Annotated in this window: 19 protein-coding genes; 11 read left to right on the top strand and 8 right to left on the bottom strand. The window is 63.6% G+C overall.

Going from position 1 to position 21,731, the window contains the following annotated elements; genetic code table 11:
- Positions 1–8 precede the first annotated feature (8 nt).
- Positions 9–1,007: an MBL fold metallo-hydrolase gene (locus BLT08_RS05255; RefSeq protein ID WP_090303696.1), complete on the top strand. Its 999-nt coding sequence runs from the start codon at positions 9–11 to the stop codon at positions 1,005–1,007.
- Here the strand turns inward: BLT08_RS05255 and BLT08_RS05250 are convergent.
- Together BLT08_RS05250 and BLT08_RS05245 are read right to left on the bottom strand one after the other, a co-directional pair.
- Positions 980–1,969, bottom strand: a complete 990-nt coding sequence (locus tag BLT08_RS05250; RefSeq protein WP_090303695.1) for a TIGR03617 family F420-dependent LLM class oxidoreductase — start codon at positions 1,967–1,969, stop codon at positions 980–982. The genes BLT08_RS05255 and BLT08_RS05250 overlap by 28 nt on opposite strands.
- 92 nt (positions 1,970–2,061) lie before the next feature.
- Positions 2,062–2,997, bottom strand: coding sequence for a D-2-hydroxyacid dehydrogenase (locus tag BLT08_RS05245; protein WP_090303694.1), 936 nt, complete (start codon positions 2,995–2,997; stop codon positions 2,062–2,064).
- 544 nt (positions 2,998–3,541) lie between these two features.
- On the opposite strand from BLT08_RS05245, the gene BLT08_RS05240 reads away from it, so the two are divergent.
- From BLT08_RS05240 to BLT08_RS05225, 4 genes are all read left to right on the top strand, one after another.
- Positions 3,542–4,489, top strand: coding sequence for a carbohydrate ABC transporter permease (locus BLT08_RS05240; protein WP_090303693.1), 948 nt, complete (start codon positions 3,542–3,544; stop codon positions 4,487–4,489).
- The gene (locus BLT08_RS05235; protein WP_090303692.1) at positions 4,486–5,373 is read left to right on the top strand and encodes a carbohydrate ABC transporter permease; all 888 of its coding nucleotides are present in this window, start codon (positions 4,486–4,488) and stop codon (positions 5,371–5,373) included. The genes BLT08_RS05240 and BLT08_RS05235 overlap by 4 nt, the downstream gene beginning before the upstream one ends.
- A 52-nt stretch (positions 5,374–5,425) precedes the next feature.
- Positions 5,426–6,502, top strand: coding sequence for an ABC transporter ATP-binding protein (locus BLT08_RS05230; protein WP_090303691.1), 1,077 nt, complete (start codon positions 5,426–5,428; stop codon positions 6,500–6,502).
- Positions 6,503–6,699: 197 nt separating this feature from the next.
- Positions 6,700–8,082: an ABC transporter substrate-binding protein gene (locus BLT08_RS05225; protein WP_245724147.1), complete on the top strand. Its 1,383-nt coding sequence runs from the start codon at positions 6,700–6,702 to the stop codon at positions 8,080–8,082.
- A 3-nt stretch (positions 8,083–8,085) separates the two neighbouring features.
- Here the strand turns inward: BLT08_RS05225 and BLT08_RS05220 are convergent, their stop codons facing one another.
- The 4 genes from BLT08_RS05220 to BLT08_RS05205 form a co-directional block, all read right to left on the bottom strand.
- On the bottom strand, positions 8,086–8,634 hold the full coding sequence (locus tag BLT08_RS05220; protein WP_090303690.1) for an RDD family protein: 549 nt from the start codon (positions 8,632–8,634) through the stop codon (positions 8,086–8,088).
- An 88-nt stretch (positions 8,635–8,722) separates the two neighbouring features.
- Entirely contained in the window at positions 8,723–10,186 is a 1,464-nt protein-coding gene (locus tag BLT08_RS05215) for an APC family permease (protein ID WP_090303689.1), read from the bottom strand.
- A gap of 406 nt (positions 10,187–10,592) precedes the next feature.
- Positions 10,593–11,780: an acyl-CoA dehydrogenase family protein gene (locus tag BLT08_RS05210; RefSeq protein ID WP_090303688.1), complete on the bottom strand. Its 1,188-nt coding sequence runs from the start codon at positions 11,778–11,780 to the stop codon at positions 10,593–10,595.
- 151 nt (positions 11,781–11,931) lie between these two features.
- Positions 11,932–12,204, bottom strand: a complete 273-nt coding sequence (locus tag BLT08_RS05205; protein ID WP_090303687.1) for an MTH865 family protein — start codon at positions 12,202–12,204, stop codon at positions 11,932–11,934.
- A gap of 223 nt (positions 12,205–12,427) precedes the next feature.
- On the opposite strand from BLT08_RS05205, the gene BLT08_RS05200 reads away from it, so the two are divergent.
- Positions 12,428–13,576: an acetyl-CoA acetyltransferase gene (locus BLT08_RS05200; RefSeq protein ID WP_090303686.1), complete on the top strand. Its 1,149-nt coding sequence runs from the start codon at positions 12,428–12,430 to the stop codon at positions 13,574–13,576.
- A complete protein-coding gene (locus tag BLT08_RS05195) occupies positions 13,573–14,013 on the top strand; it encodes a Zn-ribbon domain-containing OB-fold protein (RefSeq protein ID WP_090303685.1) in 441 nt (146 codons plus the stop codon). Before BLT08_RS05200 ends, BLT08_RS05195 begins: the two co-directional genes overlap by 4 nt.
- 294 nt (positions 14,014–14,307) lie before the next feature.
- On the opposite strand, the gene BLT08_RS05190 is transcribed toward BLT08_RS05195, so the two are convergent.
- Positions 14,308–15,327, bottom strand: coding sequence for an FAS1-like dehydratase domain-containing protein (locus tag BLT08_RS05190; protein WP_245724146.1), 1,020 nt, complete (start codon positions 15,325–15,327; stop codon positions 14,308–14,310).
- 316 nt (positions 15,328–15,643) lie between these two features.
- Between BLT08_RS05190 and BLT08_RS05185 the strand changes: the two genes are divergently transcribed.
- From BLT08_RS05185 to BLT08_RS05170, 4 genes are all read left to right on the top strand, one after another.
- Positions 15,644–16,417, top strand: a complete 774-nt coding sequence (locus tag BLT08_RS05185; protein ID WP_090303683.1) for an SDR family NAD(P)-dependent oxidoreductase — start codon at positions 15,644–15,646, stop codon at positions 16,415–16,417.
- A gap of 88 nt (positions 16,418–16,505) precedes the next feature.
- Positions 16,506–18,098 (top strand): class I adenylate-forming enzyme family protein, encoded by a 1,593-nt coding sequence (locus tag BLT08_RS05180; RefSeq protein WP_090303682.1) that lies wholly within the window; start codon positions 16,506–16,508, stop codon positions 18,096–18,098.
- Between the two features lie 202 nt (positions 18,099–18,300).
- The gene (locus BLT08_RS05175; protein ID WP_090303681.1) at positions 18,301–19,590 is read left to right on the top strand and encodes an MFS transporter; all 1,290 of its coding nucleotides are present in this window, start codon (positions 18,301–18,303) and stop codon (positions 19,588–19,590) included.
- Between the two features lie 117 nt (positions 19,591–19,707).
- Positions 19,708–20,445, top strand: a complete 738-nt coding sequence (locus tag BLT08_RS05170) for a 3-hydroxyacyl-CoA dehydrogenase family protein (RefSeq protein WP_090303680.1) — start codon at positions 19,708–19,710, stop codon at positions 20,443–20,445.
- A gap of 442 nt (positions 20,446–20,887) precedes the next feature.
- Here BLT08_RS05170 and BLT08_RS05165 read toward each other — a convergent pair whose 3' ends face one another.
- Complete coding sequence (locus tag BLT08_RS05165) at positions 20,888–21,685, bottom strand: enoyl-CoA hydratase/isomerase family protein (protein WP_090303679.1); 798 nt, start codon at positions 21,683–21,685, stop codon at positions 20,888–20,890.
- Positions 21,686–21,731 lie beyond the last annotated feature (46 nt).

Genomic DNA, 21,731 nt, shown 5'->3' with positions numbered 1-21,731 from the left:
GCGGGCCGATGAGCAAACCGACGGACCCGGCGACGGGACCAGCCGAAACGGAGATCACGCGACTCGAGTTCGACATCGAGTGGCCGCCGAAACACGCGGCGGCCTACCTGCTCGAGACGCCGGCACCGATCCTCGTCGACGCCGGAGACCCCAGCGACCGGGCCGAGGAGACGATCCGGGAGGGGCTGGCCGAACGCGGCTACGAGCCGGGAGACGTCGAGGCGGTCGTCGTTACCCACCCCCACAGCGACCACATCGGCCAGGTGCCGTTGCTGCGCGAGGCGGGCGCGACCGTCTACGCGCCCGAACCCGTCCTCGAGCGACTCGAGCGAAATCCTGACGATCTGGCGGACGGCGTCCGCGAAGTCGGCCGCTCGGCGGGCTACCGGGGCGAGGCGATCGAACGCGAGGTCGAACGCGCCAGGAGTTCGTTGCAACGCAACCGGCGACTGCTCGCCCCGGACGAGGCCGTCGGCTTCGCGTTCGACGACTCGTTCTCGGTCGCGGATCTCGAGTTCGACCCCATCCACACGCCCGGCCATCAGATCGATCACGCGAGCCTCGCAACGACGGTCGGCGACCAGCGCGTTCTCTTCAGCGGCGACGCGCTCGTCGAACCGTTCCGACCCGGGGCGATCCACGTCGGGATCGACCACGGCGCCTACGAGGCTGTCGACGCGTTTCACGACGCCATGGACCGACTCGAGTCCCGGTCGTACGATCGGATCTTCCCCGGTCACGGGCCGGTCTTCACGACGTACCAGGAGACCATCGAGTTCACGCGGAACGAACTCGAGTCGCTCACTGGGGCGACCCTCGAAGCCGTCGTGACCGTTGGGCCGGCGACGCCGATGGAGATCACCCGCAACCGCGCCGGCGAGGTTCGGTATCCGGCGCAGTTGCTCGACACCCTCGGCGCGCTCGGAACGCTGGAGCGACGGGGCCGCGTCTCGTTCGACAGCTCCGACGGCGTTCGTCGTTACTCGTTCATGAAGGCTGCACCCTGATCGAGGGGGAGGACGAGTCGGTCCGCGATCCCGCCGTAGGCGTCTCGAGCACGGTCGAGGAGTTCCTCGGGCGGCGCTTCGATCGCGAACGTCGCGAGCATCTCGTCCGTGACGCGGTCGGCCATCTCCTCCCATCGCTGGTCTCTGGAGAGGTCGTGGAGTTCCTCGCCGATCGAGCCCCAGCCGTGGTGCTCGAGGACGTCGTGGTAAGTCCTCGTACTGCCGTAGAACGCGATTCGACGGCGAACCTCCTCGCGCGAGCGATCACGCTCGTCTTCGGTTGCGCCCGTCACGACGAACGGACTCGCCGAGAGGGCGACGTCCTCGAGAGATCGGTCGGCGCGGTCCGCTCCCTCGGCGACCGTAGGGGCGATAACGTCGCTCGCGTACGCGGGTGTGTTGAACGGATGCATCGCCAGTCCGTCACAGCGTTCGCCCGCTAGCCGGATGTTGTACTCGTTGACGCCCGCGATGTAGATCGGCACGTCGGGGTGGTCGATCGGCCCGGGATCGAACGTCTCGGTCATCAGCGAAAACGAGTAGTGCTCGCCCTCGTAGTCGAGTTCGGCCTCGCCCCGAAAGACGTCGAAGATGTGGCGCAGCGATTCGACGACCTCGCGCAGTCGGGGACCTGGTGACTCCCAGTCCACGCTGAACCGTCGTTCGTTGTGTCCCTTGACCTGCGTGCCGAGACCGAGGACGAACCGCCCGTTGGAGTATTGCGCGAGATCCCAGGCCGTGTAGGCGAGGGCCATCGGACTCCGAGTAAATGCGAGCGCGATGCGCGTGCCCTGTTGGATCCGCTCGGTCCGATCCGCGATGATCGGATGCGGGAGGAAGGCGTCGTGGTCAGTTTCCGCCGTCCAGACGCCGTCGAAGCCGAGTTCCTCGGCGCGTTCGGCGGCGTCGCCGGTCTCGGTTGAAAGATGCGGCACGTTCGCGTCAATGCGAAGCGTTGACATACGGTGTGATCGACGGTTCGAGGCTTGAATCTACCGCCGAAACGGGACGTCGACGGGTCGGTAACCGACCGTCGGTCGATCGGGCACTCGACTCAGACGACCCGGTTCTCGAGGGCCTCGCCGTCCCGGAATCGGTCGTAGTTCCGGACGAACACGTCGGCACAGCGCTCCCAGTAGTGGGGGGTCGATCCGGCCATGTGTGGCGTCACGAGCACGTCGTCGCGGTCCCACAACGGTGACGCCTCGGGCAGCGGTTCCTCCTCGAAGACGTCTAACGCAGCACCGCCGAGTTCGTCGGCCTCGAGGGCGTCCACGAGCGCTTCCTGATCGACGACCTCGCCGCGGGCGATGTTGACGAGGACGGCATCGTCGGCGAGCGTCGCCAGCGCCTCCGCGTCGATCAGTCCGCGCGTCTCCTCGGTGAGCGGGCAGGCGAGCACGAGGTAGTCGCTCTCGGCGAGGACGGTCTCGAGCCCGTCCGGACCGTAGACGGCGTCGACGGCCGCCGGAGCGTCGGTCGGATCGCGTTTCGTTCCGATCACGCGGGCGTCGAACGCGGTACAGTAGTCTGCGATCTGCGACCCGATCGCGCCGAGGCCGACGATTCCGACCGTGTGGTCGCCGAGCTCACCGCCGGTGTATCGCTCCCACGTCTTCCTTCGTTGTTGGGCGATCGCGCGATCGAATCGCCGTTCGAAGTGGAGCAGATAGCCCAACACCTGCTGGGCGATCGGCTTCGCGTGGATCCCCGAAACCGTCGTCAGCGCGACGTCGCGAGCGTCGAGCGCGTCGTGATCGTAGGCGTCCGTCCCGGCGCTGAGCGCCTGCACCCAACGCAGATCGTCGGCCGCGGCCAGCACCTCCTCGGGGAGTCGACCGGTCACGACGATCTCCGCCTCGGCGACTACCTCGAGCAGATCGTCCTCGTCGGGATGCACCAGGTCGATGTCGGACCGGCGGTGGCGGATCTCCTCGAGCAGAATCGGGCCACCGCCCCCGAATACGTAGGGTGTAACGACGATGGTCATACGCTCACCGTCCGGGAGCCTGCCCCGTCGGCTCGTTCCTGCCGGTTCCGGCCGGCGGTATCCGTCCGCTGTTGCCGACCGCGTCGATGGTCGGTCGACCGTGACCGCTTGCTGAGTAGCTGACACCGTCTTCGCAACTGAGGCCCGTGTCGTCGTTCCATGGCCTACCGTACTGCCGGAACTGGTAAAATAGTGCGTGTCGATACCTGGTATCACTGGTATCTCGGCCCTAGGGATAGCTGGTATCCCCGCCCCAGAGATAGCTGCCGTCTCGTCATCAGGTGGTTCCGTCGCTCGAGTGGCGCCGCTAGAGGAACTGTAAACCGGTTGTATTTGGTAATCTGCGACCGATCATCGTGCCAACTTCGAACGACTCGTTGTGGAAGGAAATGGCCTTTTAGACACTTCTTGGCGAATAAGGTACTGTATACTCGACTAAATCGGATAGTGGTCGAGATAGTGTGGCTTTTGTAAGAATCTGTGAACGGCTACTCATCCTGCCAACAGCGAAACTGTTAACATATACCTTGTGTATTGTGATGGCATGGCAACCGATCTCGAGCCACTAGATCGATCTCGTCGGTTCTACGACGACGGGTTTTCGATCGGGAGGTTCGAAATTACCTCAGACGACTTCTGGGGCTGGCTGACAATTCTGCCAGTAGTGGCCCTGTATACGCTCGTTGCACTGATCCCGATTGGCTTTGCAATCCTGGCATCACTCCACAGCGTTCCCCTGTTGAACCCACAGTGGGAGTTCGTCGGATTCGACAACTACATCGAGGTCTTCCAGCTCGATCGATTCTGGGGCTCGATGTGGCGCGGGTTCGTGTTCATGATCGGATCGACGGTCATTCAGCTCACGGTCGGTATCTGGATGGCGCTCGTCCTGAACAAGATCTCCCGCGGGAGCCGAATCCTGAGTACGCTCGTGTTCACGTCGTACCTCATTCCGACGATCATCGTCACGATGATGTTCCTGTTCATGCTGGATCCCTACGACGGTGTCCTACACGCGGCCGGGAGCTCACTGGGTCTCTGGGACGACTACCTGCTCGGGAACACGAGCCTCTCGATGATCACGGTCGTCATCATCAGTAGCTGGAAGTTCTCGGCGTTCGTGACGCTGTTTACGCTCGCCCAACTCCAGTCGATTCCGGACCGCTTCTACGAGGCGGCGAAGGTCTGTGGGGCGACGACGTGGGAGATGTTCCGGGATATCACGCTTCCGCGTATTTACGGAGCCATACTGGTCGTGATCTTCCTCCGCGCGGTGTTCATGTTCAACAAGTACGACATCATCTGGCAGCTCACCCAGGGTGGGCCGGGCAGCGCAACCACGACGATGCCGATCCTCGCCTACCGGGAGACGTTCGATCTGGGCGCCTACGGCATGGGTAACGCGATTGCCATCGTGATGTTCCTGTTCCTGCTCGCGTTCGGGCTGGTCTACCTGAAGTACGCCAATCCGAGCGAGGAGGTGGAAACATGAGCACCGAAGAGGAATCCGACCAGCCGGCGTTCGGTCGCACGTTCCGGGTCTCACACACCTACCGCAGCATCATCTACCGAGCGGGCCTCTACGGCAGCGTGGCAACGTTGCTGCTGATCCTCGCGTTCCCGCTGTACTGGATGGCCCAGAGCGCGTTCACGACGCGTGAGGGTATTCAGGACGGGATCACGTTCCTGCCGACCCCGGAGACGTTCACGGTCGAGCAGTTCGATATCGTCTTCAACCCAACGGTCGGTCGATACCTCCTCAACAGTATCATCGTTACCACTGGGGTCGTCATCACCGTTATCGTGGTCTCGCTGATCGCCGGCTACGGTCTCGCGCGGTTCGACTACAAACACAAGGTCAAGGTGGCCCGCTTCCTGCTGGTGGGCTACATGTTCAGCCCGATCGTGATCGCGATCCCCCTGTATCTCATCTGGGACTACCTCGGGCTCCTGAACAGGTACGTCGGACTGATCATCGCGCTGAGCGCGTTGTCGATGCCGTTTGCAGTCTGGCTGATGTGGAAGTACATCCAGACCATACCGACCTCGCTGGAGGAGTCCGCATGGGTCGCCGGTGCGTCGCGATGGCAGGGGTTCAAGGACGTGATCGTCCCACAGACCAAGCCGGCGATGATCGCCAACTCGGTGTTCGCGTTCGCGATCGCGTGGGGCGACTTCACCATCTCCTACATCCTGATGCCGTCGAACGAGGCCACGACGTTCCCGCCGGGCATCTTCCGCGTGTTTACCTCCTCGTGGGAGACCGGCTGGGCCGAGTTCATGGCGATCAGCCTGCTCGTCTCGCTACCGGCGTTGCTGTTCGCGTTCTTCCTGCAGTCGTATCTCCTGAAGGGATTCAAGATCCGGGCGCTCTGAAGCACAGCTAGACAACCACACACCACTTCAACACCACACACAACACGAACCCATGGTCGAAATCAACATTCAGAACCTCACGAAGAAGTTCGGATCGCTCGTCGCCGTCGACGACTTCAACCTCACCATCGAGGACGGGGAGTTCATCACGCTCGTCGGTCCATCCGGATGCGGGAAAACGACGACGCTACGCTGTGTCGCTGGCCTCGAGAGCGCGACCTCGGGGCAAATCATGTTCGGCGACCACGACGTCACCGATCTCCCGGTCCAGCAACGGGGAATCGCCCTGCTGTTCCAAGATATCGCGCTCTACCCCCACATGACCGTCCGCGAGAACATGGCCTACCCGCTGAAACTCGAGGGGATGAGCAAGGAACAGCGCCACGAGCGAGTGCGCGAATCCGCGGAGATGCTCCAGATCGTCGATCAGCTGGACAAACATCCAAGCTCGCTTTCGGGGGGACAGCAACAGCGCGTCGCGTTGGGACGATCCATCGTCAGAGAGCCTGCGATGTTCCTGTTCGACGAGCCGATGAGTGACCTGGACGCGAAACTCAAACACGAACTGCGGCCGCTGTTCGCGGAAGTGACCGACAAGGTCGGCTGTCCGACGATGTACGTGACGCACGATCAGGAGGAGGCGATGACGATGAGCGACCAGATCGCCGTCATGAACGACGGGGAACTCGAGCAGGTCGGTCCGCCGGAGGAGGTGTACGACGAACCCCAGACGTCGTTCGTCGGCGAGTTCATCGGACGACCGAATATGGAGTTTTTCGACGCGGGCGTCAATCGGGAGAACGGAACCATCGATCTCAGTATCGGCGACGACGTCCACCAGATCACGACGACGGACGCACTCGCGCAGTATTCGGGTGGGAACGTGCGGATCGGGATTCGACCGCAGGACATTACGGTTGTCGAGGATCCGAACGACGGTGTAACCGGCGACCACGTGTTCGATGAAACGCTCGGTGATCAGACCCACAGTCTCTTCGACACGCCGCTCGGTCGGATCACCGTCGTCACGCCGCCGCGGTTCCGCGGCGGAGAACAACAGTACGGCCTGCAGTTCGACACGGACGCGATGAAAGCGTTCGATCCGAAAAGCGGTCTCCGAATCCAGTAGTCACAGCCCTGCCGATCGCGATCGGTCCGTCGTTATTCGGTACCGGTGATCGCTGCCGTGTCCGACCGAACACCGGTTGAACGATGTACTGATCCGTATCCAAACGCGTCTCGTTCGGTTGTAACGACGGCTTCTCGGCAAAGAAGCGGTAAAATAAACGATAGTTTTATAATGATTGTTAACAACACACACGATACATGCCGGGTAATGGTATTCACAGGCGGCGAGCACTACAAGGAATTGGAGTCGGTGCGGCTGGACTCCTTGCGGGGTGTCTCGGCGGCGGTGACGACGACGACGAAATACACGTTCTGACCGACTTCGACGGTGATGACTGGGAGAATCACTGGGATGACGTACTCATTCCAGCCTGGGAAGATCAGTCGGACGTCCCGATCGAGGTCGAGTACACCGGCTTCCAGGGAACCGGAGAACAACGACTCGCGACGCTGATGCAGTCCGGCGATGCACCCGAGTTCTACCACGCGACGACCTCCGAGATCGGTGACCTGATCAACCAGGGGCTGACGCGACAGGTCGACGACGTCGTCGACGACTTAGAAGACGAGTGGGGCGACGCACTGTTCAAGTACACGCTCCAGCCGATGACCGGCGACCGGGACGACGAAACGCACTCGATCCCCCACGGCGTTTACGTGGGCGGCTGTTTCAACTACCGCTCGGACGTCTACGAGGCGCTCGACCTCGAGGTTCCCGAGACGTGGGACGAACTCCTCGCAAACGCCGAAGCGATCGACGAAGCCGGCGGCGACTTCGAAGAGATGCGCGGGTTCGGAATCCCGGGTCAGCCGGATGGGAAAGCGGGGTCGGACTTCTCGAACTGGCTGTACAACTCCGGAGGCGACGTCTGGCAAGAAAACGGCGGCGACATCGAACTGTGGTTCGACGAAGAGCACGTCATGCCCGTCCTCGAGATGCTCGAGGAACTGTCCGAGTATTCGCCCGATCCGTCGAGCCTGAACTGGTCGGAAACCATCGAGTACTGGATCGGCGGCCGGTTCGGCCAGTGTTTCATGAACAACGCGTGGCTCTGTGGCCCGACGATCGGGACCCCCGCGGAGCCGATCGGCCTCGCGACGGAGCAGGCGTTGATCCCGGCTCGAGAAGGATCCGATCCGATCACGCGCGGGTGGGTACTCGTCAACGGGACGCCGATCATCGAGGGTTCGAGCAACCCCGACGAGGCTGGCGACTTCAAACGGATGATGTACGGTGCCGACCATCACGTCGACGTCTCGCTCGTCGAACCGATGCGCTTTATCCCGCCGTACGAGGATATCATCGAAGACGAGGAGTACCGCAGCGCCGAGGTCTTCGAGATGCACGACGGCGCGTTCCTCGCAAAGAACGAGTACATCATGGAGGAGCTCGTTCCCGAAATGGACAGCCCCGAGGTGGTCTCGAGTCCTGAGACCCTTCACGTACAGACGTTCGACATTCAGGCCCAGATGGTCAACCGGTTGCTCGTCGACGACAACGACGCCGAAGACGTCTACGAGTGGGGTGTCGATCAGTACGAAGATCGGTGGGAACAGGTCAATCAGCAGGCGGACTACTGACCGCTACTCAGCGGGCTGTTCGTCGGCGTTTTCTGTAGCTCGATCCGTCGAATACAGCGGTTGGGCCTCCGTAACTGGACGAACGACGAGCGTCCCGGCGAGCCGATCACCGAGTCGCCGACCGCGTGGAGATCTGCGAACGGACAGCCAGCCGAGGGCGTAGCCGACGGGGAGCCAATCGACGTACCGCAGTACGTTTCGAATCGCCGCACTACGGGCTGAGAGCCGGCTTCCGTCGTCGTCGACGACGAGAATTCCCATTCGTTTCTTCCCCGGCGTCCGAGCGTACCGCCACTCGAAGACGAACGTATAGAGTAGATACACCGGCACGAGTCCGACGATGCTCAGTGCGATCGCTTCACCCGTGTTCGCAAGGAAGTACTCGAGGAACACGACCATCAACACCGCCAGTATCGCGGTCTCGATGAGGACGTAACAGATCACGAGATCGATCACGGTGGCGATCGCGCGACGCTTGAGCAGCGCTGGCGACGCCGACTCGGGGTCGGGGTCGGGCACTCGTTTCGTCGGAATCCAGTCTAATACGCTCATCGTCGCTCACCCGCACGACAGCGGTCGGCTGATCGGCCGAGAGTGGGTTTCGGACGGTCCACGCGAGCTGATACGCAGGGTGGGGTCGTCAGTCTTCGGCATCGGTCTCGACTTCCCGACCGGAGTCGGACTCGTTCTCACGACCGGCGCGCGAACCGGCTTCGGCGCGTTCCTCCTCGTAGTCGTGTAACGATTTCATCCGCTTCTCGAGGTCGACGCCCTTCTTCGCTCGAAGGGAGCGGACGCGATACTTGTAGACCGGATAGGCGAGTACCATCCAACCGAGGATGATCCCGAGCACCCATCCCAGCTCCAGTGAGACGCCGGCCAGGAAAACGGTCGCCACGAGCGCGCTCGCGACGGCGACGAACTTCAGGACGGGCAACGGCAGCTTGTAGATCGAGTACTCGTAGCGTCGCTCGAATCGCTTGGGCAGATTCCACAGCGCGACGGAGCTGATGATCGCTCCGATCAGCGACGTCATCGCGAGCACCGAGGCCATCAAGACCGGCGTCGTCGAACTGATCGGCGGGACCATGATCAGTGCGGGGACGGCCAGCAGGAGGATCGCGCGGTAGGGCGTCTGGTACTCGGGGTGGAGTTTCGCGAAGAACAGCGGAATCGCCTCGTCGCGGGCGGCTCGCATCAGCTGTCGGGAGTAGGCCGTATAGAGCGTGTTGAGCGACGTAAACGCGCCGACGACGGCCGCGGTCGCGACGAGGTAGGCGCCCGCGGTCGGCAGGAACTCGAAGGCGGCGTAGGCGACCCCCGCGTCGCGGTTCTCGACGTAGAAGTCGAGCGGCACGACGCCGACGGCGACGACGACGAGCGCCGTCATCAGCGAGATCGAGATGATGGCGCTCAGTCCGAGCACCCGCGGAATGTTCGTCACCGGATCCTCGAGTTCCTCACCGAGGTCCGTCGCGAGGTTGAAGCCGTGCATCGCGATCGAAAGCGAGACGAGAGCGACAAAAAAGGCCCCGGTCCCCGACTCGAACATTCCGGAGTAGTTCGCCGTGTCGATTTCGAAGGTTCCCGGGACGATGAAGAGCAACATGCCTCCGATGATGATCGACACCAGCACGATCTGGACCTGCGTGACCAGCCGTATCCCCAGAATGTTGAGGGCGATAAACGGGATCATGACGGCGTACATCAGGGCCCACATCGGAATCCAGTCGAAGGTGGGGAAAAACTGCATGAACTCGGCGAAGCCGAAGGCGAGATAGAGCTGGCCCAGCCAGATCGACGGGATGACGAGCCACGGCAGCAGGAAGCCGAAGAAGGGGCCGATCAGCCGCGAGCCGTAGACGTAGCTCCCGCCGGCGGCCGGCATGGCTCCGCCGATCTGGAGCGTGCTGAGGATGCTGAACGTGACCGGGAGGATCACGAGCAACATCGCGACCGCGACCTCGGGACCGAGTCCGTCGTCGGCGATGAGGTGGGCGGGCAACAGAAACGCCGTCATCGCGATGACGTTGCCGACGATCAGCAAGGTACCGCCGAACAGCCCGATCTTCTCGTCGATCAGGCTGAACTCTGCGTCCGACATCTCAGGCGGTCACTCCGTCGCCGCGCTGATCCGATCTGCGGTGGCACCGTCGACTGGCGACACCGGTTCTGAGTCGCCGGTCCTCGAGTCCGCGGTTCGTACACAGCCGACCCTCGAGTTTGCGACTCGTACAGACGTCGAACTGGCGTCCACTATGGGCGCACGTGGCCATCCGTCTCCCCCGGGCGGGCCCCACCCACGACTGGAAAGTCATACGACAAACATATGCACAGAACGGCGTAAATCTAGCGGTCAGCTTTCACGATGAAAGGGAACAGACACCGTAATCCTCATCCGAAAAGAGTCGTCAGCCAACGGCTGAGACGAATCGTTGCAACGGGTTCTCGGTGGTCGGTCAGTCAGGACACCCATCACCAGTACCGAATACCAACGGACCGAATGCCGACTACTTGTAGGCCTGCATATCCGTCAGTTCGTAGCCGACGATGAGTTTCTGAATCTCGGTCGTGCCATCAGGGATCGTCATCGTGCGGGCGTCCCGGTAGTAGCGCTCGAGGGGATAGTCCGTCGACAGCCCGTTCCCGCCGTAGATCTGCATCGCATCGTCGGCCACCTCGACCGATTTCTCGCAGACCCAGCCCTTCGACAGCGAGGAGAGCATCCGCGCCTCCTCGTCGCCCTCGGCGATCTTCTGGGCGGTGTGGCGGGTGAGGAGCCGTCCCGTCTCGAGACCTGCACGGATATCGTACAGCTTCTCCTGAATCAGCTGCTGTTGTCCGATCGGTTTCCCGAAGACCTCGCGGTCGGTCGCGTACTCTAGTGCGGCCTCGTAGGCCGCCTGCATGATCCCCACCGAGATAGCGGCCATGCCGTTGCGCATCGAGGCGAACATCGTGTTTAGCGGATTGCCGCCGGCACCGCCACCGGTGGCGAACGAGGACTCGCTCGGGCCCATCCGACCGTCGCTCATGGCCTCCATCACCGCCCGCGAGAGCTTGTTCTCCTGTGGGACGCGGCAGTCGTCGAAGAACAGTTGGCCCGTGGGCGACCCCTTCCAGCCGAGTTTCTCGAGGGGACGGGTATCGAACCCGGCCGTTTTCTGGTCGACGAGGAACATGTCCCGCCGGTCGGCCTCGTCGTCCCACGCGACGACGAGCGCGATGTCGGCGATGGGGGCGTTCGACACCCACGTCTTCTCGCCGTTGATGACGTACTCGTCGCCGTCTTTTTTCGCAGTGGTGTTCGGCACCTTCGTATCGGAGCCGCCGGCCGGTTCGGTGATGGCGAAACAGCCGACGAGTCTGTCGTCCTCGTACTCCTCCGCGTAGGCGTCTCGCGTCCGCTCGGAGAAGATTTCGAACATCGTTACGGGCAGTGACATCCCCATCGTCACCTGGAGGCTCGGCCAGACTCTCGAGACCTCCTCGCTGACGATCGTACTCGTCAGCGGGTCGTCGAAGCGCTCCTCGGCGTAGGGGCCGACGTCGATTTCGGCCATCTGCTGCATGTAGCTGATCGCGTCGTCCTTCGAGAGGGGCTCTCGGTCGGCTTCGGGCAACTCGGGTGCGATCTCCTCGTCCATGAACTCGCGGACGGAGTCGCGGATCATCTCTTGTTCGTCAGTGAGCATCATTGTGTTGTCACTCGTGACAGCGAGCCAACTATCTTGCCAGACGAGATTAAATCTTCCCACGCAACACGATCGCTACATACGACTGCTCAGGTGACGCCCGAGTTCGCTTCTCGAGGACGCTATCGCCAAAAAAAAAAACGACCACCCAGACCTACTCGGACGGGAGTTCGCCGGCGTCCTGCAGTCCCTCGACGATGTCGTCGGCGACTTCCTCCGGACCGTGGTAGGGGAATCGGTCGTCGCCGCCGTCGGAGGCGTTCTGGAGCTCCATGATCGACATCGAGAAGTCGCCGGACTCGAACGTCGTGGCGGGACCGTTCGGCAGCGCCGGCAGGAACTCCATCGGGTTCGATACGGGGTAGTCTGCACCCTCGAACGCGTCGACTAGCTGTGCTCGAATCTCTTCGACGTCGGGCTCGGACATGGTACGGTCCGTGATAACTCAACCCACTCACATAATAGTTTGCGTGCTCACGAGTCGACTTGGTTCAACGACTGTCTCGCTCGAACCACCTGACGGGAGGGACGCCCAAAATTCGGGTGATGAGGATCGTGCCACCACCCACCGTGGTAAACTACCACAACCTATTTAGCGACCGTCGGAAAAACGCAGGGTATGACCGCATTCGCCGTCCGGAGGCACTGCCATGGCTGAGCCGATCGTCGCCGGCGTCGCCGAGAGCGACCTCGGCGAGACGCCCGATCGGAACTGGCTCGACAACGCCGGGATCGCGACGGTGCGAGCGCTCGAGGACGCCGGACTCGCCCTCTCGGACGTCGACGGCGTCGCCGTCGCGGGCGGCGACGACTACATGCCCGCGCTCGTGTTGTCGGAGTATCTGGACCTCGAGGAACCCTCGCTGCTCGAGGGCACCGAGATCGGCGGCTCCTCGTTCGAACACTTTTGTGGGCACGTCGGCGACGCGATGGCCCGCGGTCGGGCGGACGTCGTCGTAATCGCCTACGGCTCGACCAGCAAGACCGGTCCGGGGCGGGATCGCTCGCTCGAGGTAACCCACCCCGTCGACGGCTTCCTCCGGCCGACGGGACTGTTCCGCCCGCCGGGTGCGTACGCGATGGCCGCGAAACGGCATATGCACGAGTACGGCACGACGGAGGAGCAACTCGCCGAAATCGCGGTCTCGACCCGCGAGTGGGCGTCGATGAACCCGAAGGCGGCCCACCAAGAAGAAATCACGGTCGGCGACGTCCTCGAGTCCCGGCCGGTCGCCGAGCCGTTCAACCTGCTCGACTGCTGTCTCGTCTCGGACGGCGGTGGGGCCGTCGTGCTGGTTTCGGCGGGGAAAGCTCGGGAGTTGGGCGTGCCGGAGATCTCGGTCGCAGGCGTAGCCTCGACCAGTACGCACCGCCAGGACATCAGCGAGATGCCGGATATGACGACGACCGGGGCAGCGGTAACCGGGCCGAAGGCGTTCGACGAAGCCGGGATCACGCCCGCGGACGTGGACGTGGCTCAGCTCTACGACTCGTTTACCTACACGGCGCTCGTGACCCTCGAGGAGCTCGGCTTTTGCGAGAACGGCGAGGGCGGGTCGTTCGTCGAGGGCGGAACAACCGCACCGGGCGGCGAGTTGCCGATGAACACGCAGGGTGGCGGGCTCTCGTACTGCCATCCGGGCCACTTCGGCGTCTTCGTCCTCATCGAGGCCGTCCGGCAGTTGCGAGGGGATTATACCGGCGATCGGCAGGTCGATGGAGCGGAGGTTGCCGTGGCCCACGGGACGGGTGGCGTGTTGTCCTCGAGTAGCACCGTCGTCCTCCGGAGGGAAGCATGACGGGGGCTGAGTCGGGGCCCGTCGAGGATCGCCGCGACTCCTGGGAGGGGCCGGTTCCGGTACCAACTGGGGCGAATAGCGAGTTTTGGGCGGCGACGCTCGAGGGGGAGTTGGTGCACCAGCACTGCGAGGAGTGTGGGACCGCCCAGTTGTACCCGCGAGCCGTCTGTACCGACTGTGGGGCTGTGGATCCTCCGTTCGAGGCGAGTTCGGGCGTTGGCGAAGTGTACACGTACACCGTGTGTCACGTCCCGGGAGAACCCGGTTTCGGGGATCGGACGCCGTACGTCGTCGCGGCGGTGGATCTCGAGGAGGGGCCGCGGTTGCTGGCGCTGGTGGATTGTGACCCAGATAGGGTGGAGATCGGGATGGCGCTCGAGGTCACGTTCTGGCAGGTCTCCGACGAGGCTGCGCTACCCGTGTTCGTACCGCAGTGAGTGGAATCGGTGGTCTTCTTCGCATTTGTTTGAATCGGGATTGATGGTAACTCGAGCAGATTAGATTGAGATGCTTGCAACTCGAGTAAACTACTCACACTGGCGGCTAGGGATATCCACGCCCTCCCCGACCGATTCGCTCACTCGCTTCGCTCGTTCACTTATCCCTCGCGCAACGATAGCGACGCTTCCTCGCAGTGCTCGGAACCGTCGCCAGTGCGCGCCACCGCGGAGAAAGATACCGGCCTGCAGTACCTCGTCGCGAAAATCAGCGACTCGAGACGCCAGTTCCGTTCAGTCCTCGTCGAGCGTCGCCGTCGCCGACCCGGTCAGCAGCGTCTCGCCGTGGTGGTTCGTCGCCTCGAGATCCACTTCGACGACACCGTCGTCGGACTCGCCGTCGACGATCTCGCCGGTCGCGACGATAGCGTCGCCGGGGAAGACCTGCGACTGGAACCGCACGCCGAACGAGTCGACGGATTTGAGACCGAACCAGTCGGTCACCACTCGAGAGGCGACGCCGGCCGTGAACATCCCCTGTCCGAAGACGCTCTCGTTGCCCGCCCCGCGGGCGTAGGGCTCGTCGTAGTGGATCGGGTTGAAGTCCCCGCTGGCACCCGCGTACTTGACGAAGTGTTTGCGCTCGAGGTCCTCGACGACGACCGTCGGGCCGGTATCGCCGACGCCGACGTCGTCGACGGACGACACCGTCTCGAGCGATTCGGGCTCCGGAACCCGTCCGCCGTTGGCGACGGCTTCGGCCTCCGCATCATCAGCGTCGCTCGAGTCCGTCGACTCCTCGCCGCCGCCGTCGTCGCCATCGTCCTGGACGGCCCCTGACGTCTCGATGGCGGTCGCGCGATCGGTGAGCACGAGGTCGTCGTCTTCGTCCCGGTATTCGGTCTCGTAAACGGCAAACGTCATCGTCCCGCCGCGGCCGCCCTCGCGCTGGAAGACGTTGGCGAGCGTCGTCGTCCCCGTCAGCACGTCGCCGACCTGCAGCGGGCGTTCGTACTCGTAGGCCTGTTCGCCGTGGAGAACGTACTCGGGCTGGAAGCCGAGGTCGAAGCCGTACATCTCGATATCCTCGGGCCGATATCGCGGGAACCGGCTCACGCGGGGATAGGTCAGCGGCGCGGGAACGCGGTCGAAGCCGCGGTCCGCCGCGGCGTCCGCGTCGCGAAACACCGGATCGGGCTCCGTGATCGAGCGCGCGAACTCCTCGACCTTCCCGGCCTCGATCCGGAACGCCTCGACGGTGACCTTCGAGTCGCCGACCATCGCCTCGAGGTCGGCCAGCGGCTTATTCGGCACGGGCGACACCTCGAGCGAGCGAGCGCTGCGGTGATCCGTGCTGACGATCCGTCGGCCGCGTTCGGGACGGGGTCTCGATCCGGGTTCGTTCCATGCCGGATTGGTTTCTCGACGGCACGCATAATTGTATTCCTCGCGGGTGATCTCGGTTTCACCTCGCATCCGGATGGCGAACGCGCGGTGACCTGCACCCGACTCTCGAGTACGTGACCGGTCGAATGACTTATTTGACGGATCGTCGAACCAACTGTTGCACCATGTCAGCAAATACCACGCTGGAGTCGAAACGCTCCCGACCGATCGAGAGGACCGACGGATGACGACCAGCCAGTTCAGCCTCGAGGGACGGACGGCGGTCGTCACCGGCTCCTCGAGCGGTCTCGGGAAGGCGATGGTCGAACAGTTCGCCGACGACGGCGCGAACGTCGTCGTCACGTCCCGGGAACTCGAGAACGTCGAACCCGTCGCGGACGGGATCAACGAGAGCGAAGCGGACGGGGAAGCGCTCGCCATCGAGTGCGACGTTCGCGACCGCGAGTCGGTCGACGAATTGGTCGAGCGAACTGTTGAGAAATTCGGCTCGCTCGACGTGTTCATCAACAACGCGGGCGCGAGTTTTCAGGCCCCGGTGGCAGAGATCAGCGAGAACGGCTGGAAGACCATCGTCGACATCAACCTCCACGGCACGTTCCACGGCTGTCAGGCTGCGGGAGCGTACATGCGCGAGAACGGCGGGGGCAAGATCATCAACATCGCGAGCGTCGCCGGCCAGCGCGGCTCGAGGCGGATGAGCCCCTACGGCGCCGCGAAAGCAGCGGTCATCAACTTCACGTCGTCGCTCGCCGCCGACTGGGCCGAAGACGACGTCTGGGTCAACTGCATCGCGCCCGGTCTGGTCGCGACGGAGGGCGTCAAGTCCCAGATGGGCGTCGAGGACGACGCCGCCGAAATCGACCGGACGACCGCCGATCGAACGATCGGCACCCCCGAGGAGGTCGCCGACCTCGCGCAGTTCCTCGCGAGTCCCGCCTCGTCGTACATCGTCGGCGAGACGATGACGATCAAGGGAACGCCGCGACTGTCGGAGTGAGCCGACCGAGTCCGCACTCGATCCTTAGATCGACCCATGTTACCAGAACCCATACGCTTTTCAGTGTTATCGACAAATCTGCGGTCATATGGAGGACCTCGAGCTGGTTCCAGCGGAGACGCTCCTCGAGTCGCCGTACGATGGGAACGTCGCCCGACTACTGGACAGAGCGGTCGCCGAACGGCCCGACCAGATTGCAATCGAGCACGCCGGCGAGACCGTTACGTACCGGGCGTTCGCCGATCTCGTCGAACGATACACGCGCGGATTCCGAGCGCTCGGACTCGAGCCCGACGACCGCGTCTGCGTCTACATTCCGAACGGCATCGCCTTCTGTGCGGTCGTCTGGGCGTGCTGTCGGGGCGGTATCGTCGCCAGCCCGCTGAACCCGGCCTATCGACGCCGCGAAATCGAGTACCAGGTTGACCACGCCGACGCGGCGGCCGTCGTCGTCGCGGACGAGGCTAGCGATCACGTCGTCAGTGCGGTCGCGGACCTCGAGGCCGAACTCGTCAGCACGAGCGCCGACAGCAGTCACGAGTCTCTGCCCGCGCTCGCAGCAAGCGATCGTGCAACCGACGGTGACGGCGGCCTCGTCGAACGGTCGGACGACGACGTGCTGCTCCAGCCGTACACGTCGGGGACGACGGGGGATCCGAAAGGCGTCCTACTTACCCACCGGAACTTCCGAGTCCAGATCGCCCAGAGCGTCTCGAGTTACAGCGCGAGTCCCATCAAGGGCGACGGGCTGATCATCCTCCCGATGTACCACATCACCGGGTTGCTCCAGATGATGAGTTCGCTGTGCGCCGGTCGGACGCTGCACCTCATGCGGCCCGATCAGTGGGATCCCGAACGGGTGCTCGAACTCGTCGAGGAGCACGATATCCCCGCGTTCGTCGGCGTCGCAACGATGTTCAACGATCTGCTCGAGGCCTACGATCCGGACGAGTACGATCTCGAGGCGCTGGAACGGGCCGGACAGGGTGGCGACAAACTCCCGAAGCCGGTACAACAGGAGTTCGAGGAGACGTTCGGCGTGTCGCTCTCGGAGGGGTACGGACTGACCGAGACGACGGCGGCGACGCACACCGTCCGCTGGTCGACGCTCGGGAATCGGCCGGGCAGCGTCGGCCAGCCCGTCGGCCACACGCGCTCGAAGATCGTCGACGAAGACGGCGAGGAAGTCGGCGTCGGCGAGGAGGGCGAAATCCTCATCGCCGGACCGCAGGTGATGAAAGGCTACTACGAGAACCCCGAAGCCAACGAGGCGGTGTTCACCGAGGACGGGTTCTTCCGGAGCGGCGACATCGGCTCCCGAGACGCGGACAACTACTACTACATTAAGGGCCGCGAGAAGGAGATGATCCTCACGGCTGGGTACAACGTCTACCCCCGCGAAATCGAGAACGCGCTCTACGACCATCCGGCGGTGCTCGAGGCCGCCGTCTTCGGCGTCCCCGACGAGCGCCGGGGCGAGACCGTCGCCGCGGCGGTCGTCCCGACCGACGAGGAATCACTCGAGGCGGACGAGGTCGAAGCCTACGTCCTCGGCGAACTCGCCCCGTACAAACACCCGCGGTACGTCGAGGTTCGCGAGGAACTGCCCAAGACCGGGAGCGGCAAGATTCGCAAGACGATCCTTCGCGAGGAGTTTCGGGAGACGTACGACACGGACTGAGGCGACAGACGTGCTACGACACGGACTGAGGCGATACGCGTGGTATCACGTCGTCCGTGCGTCGACTCCGAAACGGAACTCGAATCGAGATCCGCCAACAGCAACGACGGCGATCTGCAGGATGGCTGCGAGAACCGGCAATCGCCACACCGATCGAACACAACCTTGAACACAGCGAGACCGAAACGGTGAACCGAACCAGATGACCGACGACGACACGTACTCGTCCGGCGAGATCAGGACGATCGCCCTCGCGGTCATCGCCGGGATCTTCTTCGGTGGCGTCGCCACCGGCGTCGCCTTTCCGACGCTGCCGCTGCTCGACGAGCGGCTGATCATCTCGACGCTGATGCTCAGCGTGATCCTCTCGGCTAACCGCATCGCGCGGCTGTTCATGAACACGCCGGCCGGGACGATCATCGACCGCGTCGGCGCGCGAACGCCGATGATCGTCGGGCTCTTCACGCAGGCGCTCGCGCCCTTCGGCTACATTCTCGGGCTGTACGTTCCGGAAGTCGTACTCGGGACGATTCCCATTTTCGGACAGGTATCGCTTCCGGGTCTCGTCTTCGTCCTCTCGAGGCTGTTCTGGGGGATCGGCAGCGCGTTCGTCTTCATCGGCGCGTTCGCGACGGTCACCTACGTAACCACGTCGGACAATCGCGGTCGCTGGGTCGGCTACCTGCGCGGCGGGCAGTCGCTCGGCTTCCCGGCCGGACTCATCCTCGGCGGGGTGCTGACCGACATCGCGAGCATGGAGATCGCGTTCCTCGCCGCCGGCCTCCTCGCGCTGATCGCGGGGACCGTCGCGACGCTCGTTCTCCCGGACATCCACGGCGGCGCCGACACCGACTCCGCGAAGCTGCGGGAGCTGCCGACCTTGCTCCGGGGTCGTCCGGCGGTGCTCGTCATCGGCTTCGGCAACTTCACCCTTCAGTTCCTCTGGGGCGGGGTCATCCTCGCGACGCTCGCCCGCTACGCGAGCGATTTCGGTCTCGAGCTATCGCTGCTCGAGGCCGCGGGCGTCAGCGGTGTCGTCATGGCTGTCGGCGTGCTCACGTCCGGAACGACGACGGTGATCATGGGCCGGGTCTCGGACCGCGTCAGCGACCGGACGCTGCTGACGCTGCCCGCGTTCTGTGCGATGAGCGTCGGCTTCCTGGTTATCGCGTACGTACCCACGCTCGAGGCCCTGTTCGCGGCGATCTTCCTCATCGGGCTTGGGATGGGGGCCGCCGCACCCGCGCTCATGGCGATCCTGGGCGATCTGACGCCCGGCGACGAACTCGGTCGGATGGGCGGCGTCTACAACGTGATGGGGGATATCGGACTGAGTCTCGGCCCGCTCGTCGCGCTGCCGGCCGTCGACGCGATCGGTTTCCAGTGGACCTACGCGCTCTGTGCCGCGCTCGTCTTCAGCTGTCTGCTGGTCGTCTCCGTTCCGTTACTCCGGAATCCGAAGGTCACGACGTCCGCCGTCAAGGCGGATTGAAGCGTCTCAGGTTTCGGCTTCGACCACCGGATTCGGCTCGGACCGTCCGCTTGCCGCTTGTGGGAATCACAGCACCCATTCGAAACCGTTAACAATGTTACTGTGGAGGTTGTGGACATGGCACAACAAGCAGCCGCCGTCGTCGGAGGCGGCATCATGGGTGCTGGAATTGCGCAGGTACTCGCCCGCAACGGCTACGACGTTCGCGTCCGGGAGATCAACGAGGAACTGGCCGCCGAAGCCGAAGAGCGCATCATCGAGGGGAACTACGGTCTCAACGACGCCGTCGAGGGCGGCTACCTCTCCGAGGACGAGAAGGCGGAGACGCTCGAGCGACTCACGTTCACGACGGATCTCGAGGAGGCCACCGACGGCACCGAGTTCGTCATCGAGGCCGTTACCGAGAAGCTCTCGATCAAGGGGCAGGTCTTTCGTGACTTAGACGAGGTCACCGACGATCAGCCGCTGTACTCGAACACGAGCGGCTTCTCCGTGACGTCGATCGCGAACGCCGTCTCGGATCCCTCGCGCGTGGCCGTGATGCACTTTTTCAATCCGGTCCCGATCATGTCGATGGTCGAGGTCGTGAAAGCCCCCGAAACCGACGAGGCGGTCGTCGAGCGCGCCGAGGAACTGGTCGACGAACTCGACAAGACGCGGGTCACCATCGACGACGATCCGGGCTCCTACGGCTTCATCGCGAACCGCTGTCACGCGGCGATGCGCGCCGAGGCCCAGAAGATCGTCGACGAGGGAATCGCGACTGAGGACCAAGTCGATAAGGCGCTCGAGGAAGGATACAACCTCCCCGTCGGGCCGTTCTCGCTGCGCGGTATCGGCGAGGAGTGGGACTAGAATCGCTGCACTATCCGTCGTGATTTTTTCGTGGGTGAGCCGATCAAGCAAGAGCCGTACTACGCGGCCGGAGCAATCCATCGGCGGTGGCGCGCGCTGTGTCGTGGTTCGCCGTCGACGAACCACGGCGCGAAGCCGTGCGAGGGATGAGCGAACGACTAAAAGGAGTAAGCGAATCGGCTGGGGAGGGCGTGGAAATCATCGGTGCCAGTTTGAGTAGTGTGGTCACAACTTCATAGACGTAGAGGCCAATAGTGATGGCTACTCATGCTGGCGGCTAGGAGTCCCACATCCTCCCCAGCCGATTCGCTCGCTTACTCGCTCATCCCTCGCACGGTGTCGTCGCTCGGCCCTCGCTTTCGCTCGGGTCCGATCGACAGCGCGCGCCACCGCAAAGCGGTTGACCGGGCTGGAGAAATCTGCAGCGTGCTCGTTCGACCGCTTATCTACCCTGGAACTCGGGCTCGCGGTCCTCGCCGAACGCGGCCGCGCCTTCCGCGTGGTCTTCGGTCTTCAGGAGCTCCGCGAAGAGCTGACCGTCGTACGCGATTCCCTCCTCGAGTCCCGAGTGGACCGCCATATCGGCGGATTTCTTGATCGCCTGAATCGAGAGCGGCGCCTGCCCGGCGAGTTCGGTGACGAACGCCTTGACCTCGTCGTCGAACGCGTCCTCGTCGTAGACGTGGTTGATGATGCCTTCCTCGGCGGCGCGCTCGGCCGAGATGTGGTTTCCGAACATCGCGAGTTCCTTCGCGACGGACGGGCCGGCGAGTTTCGAGACGTACTGGACGCCGCCGGCACCGGGGAGGATGCCGAGGTTGACCTCCGGGAAGCCGAACGTGCTGCCCTCGCTCGCCAGTCGGAAGTCACACGCGAGCGCGGTCTCGAGGCCGCCGCCCAGACAGTAGCCGTCGATCTTGGCGACGACGGGCACCGGGAACTCGCGGACGAAATCGTAGTGGGAAGGCGCGGAACTCCCGCCTGCCGATTCGTCCGAGAAGCCGCCGATATCCGCGCCGGCACAGAAGGCCTTCTCGCCGGCGCCTTCGAGGACGACGGCTCGCAGGGCGATCCCCTCGGCGTCGTCGTTCTCGGCCTCGAGCTGTTGCAGGCCGGCGACGATGTCGTCTCTGAGCTGTCCGCTGAGCGCGTTGAGCGCGTCCGGTCGATTCATCGTGAGCGTGCCGACGCCGGTTTCGCTGTCGAACTCCACTACGACCGTGTCGAGGCTGTCGTCCATGTCTGATGGTCACTATCGATCACTAAATAAGTACGCGAATCGCTCC

Source organism: Natronorubrum texcoconense, from assembly GCF_900100335.1.
Classification (GTDB): domain Archaea; phylum Halobacteriota; class Halobacteria; order Halobacteriales; family Natrialbaceae; genus Natronorubrum; species Natronorubrum texcoconense.
Note: the sequence above shows the minus strand (reverse complement) of the source record. Positions and strands in the feature narration are given on the sequence as shown.

Coding starts and splice junctions, on each gene's coding strand:
- BLT08_RS05205 (WP_090303687.1), bottom strand. CDS start 12,204: ATGTCCGAGCCCGACGTCGAAGAGATTCGAGCACAGCTAGTCGACGCG.
- BLT08_RS05245 (WP_090303694.1), bottom strand. CDS start 2,997: ATGACCATCGTCGTTACACCCTACGTATTCGGGGGCGGTGGCCCGATT.
- BLT08_RS05185 (WP_090303683.1), top strand. CDS start 15,644: ATGACGACCAGCCAGTTCAGCCTCGAGGGACGGACGGCGGTCGTCACC.
- BLT08_RS05230 (WP_090303691.1), top strand. CDS start 5,426: ATGGTCGAAATCAACATTCAGAACCTCACGAAGAAGTTCGGATCGCTC.
- BLT08_RS05165 (WP_090303679.1), bottom strand. CDS start 21,685: ATGGACGACAGCCTCGACACGGTCGTAGTGGAGTTCGACAGCGAAACC.
- BLT08_RS05250 (WP_090303695.1), bottom strand. CDS start 1,969: ATGTCAACGCTTCGCATTGACGCGAACGTGCCGCATCTTTCAACCGAG.
- BLT08_RS05195 (WP_090303685.1), top strand. CDS start 13,573: ATGACGGGGGCTGAGTCGGGGCCCGTCGAGGATCGCCGCGACTCCTGG.
- BLT08_RS05215 (WP_090303689.1), bottom strand. CDS start 10,186: ATGTCGGACGCAGAGTTCAGCCTGATCGACGAGAAGATCGGGCTGTTC.
- BLT08_RS05210 (WP_090303688.1), bottom strand. CDS start 11,780: ATGATGCTCACTGACGAACAAGAGATGATCCGCGACTCCGTCCGCGAG.
- BLT08_RS05255 (WP_090303696.1), top strand. CDS start 9: ATGAGCAAACCGACGGACCCGGCGACGGGACCAGCCGAAACGGAGATC.
- BLT08_RS05220 (WP_090303690.1), bottom strand. CDS start 8,634: ATGAGCGTATTAGACTGGATTCCGACGAAACGAGTGCCCGACCCCGAC.
- BLT08_RS05235 (WP_090303692.1), top strand. CDS start 4,486: ATGAGCACCGAAGAGGAATCCGACCAGCCGGCGTTCGGTCGCACGTTC.
- BLT08_RS05170 (WP_090303680.1), top strand. CDS start 19,708: ATGGCACAACAAGCAGCCGCCGTCGTCGGAGGCGGCATCATGGGTGCT.
- BLT08_RS05225 (WP_245724147.1), top strand. CDS start 6,700: ATGCCGGGTAATGGTATTCACAGGCGGCGAGCACTACAAGGAATTGGA.
- BLT08_RS05200 (WP_090303686.1), top strand. CDS start 12,428: ATGGCTGAGCCGATCGTCGCCGGCGTCGCCGAGAGCGACCTCGGCGAG.
- BLT08_RS05175 (WP_090303681.1), top strand. CDS start 18,301: ATGACCGACGACGACACGTACTCGTCCGGCGAGATCAGGACGATCGCC.
- BLT08_RS05240 (WP_090303693.1), top strand. CDS start 3,542: ATGGCAACCGATCTCGAGCCACTAGATCGATCTCGTCGGTTCTACGAC.
- BLT08_RS05180 (WP_090303682.1), top strand. CDS start 16,506: ATGGAGGACCTCGAGCTGGTTCCAGCGGAGACGCTCCTCGAGTCGCCG.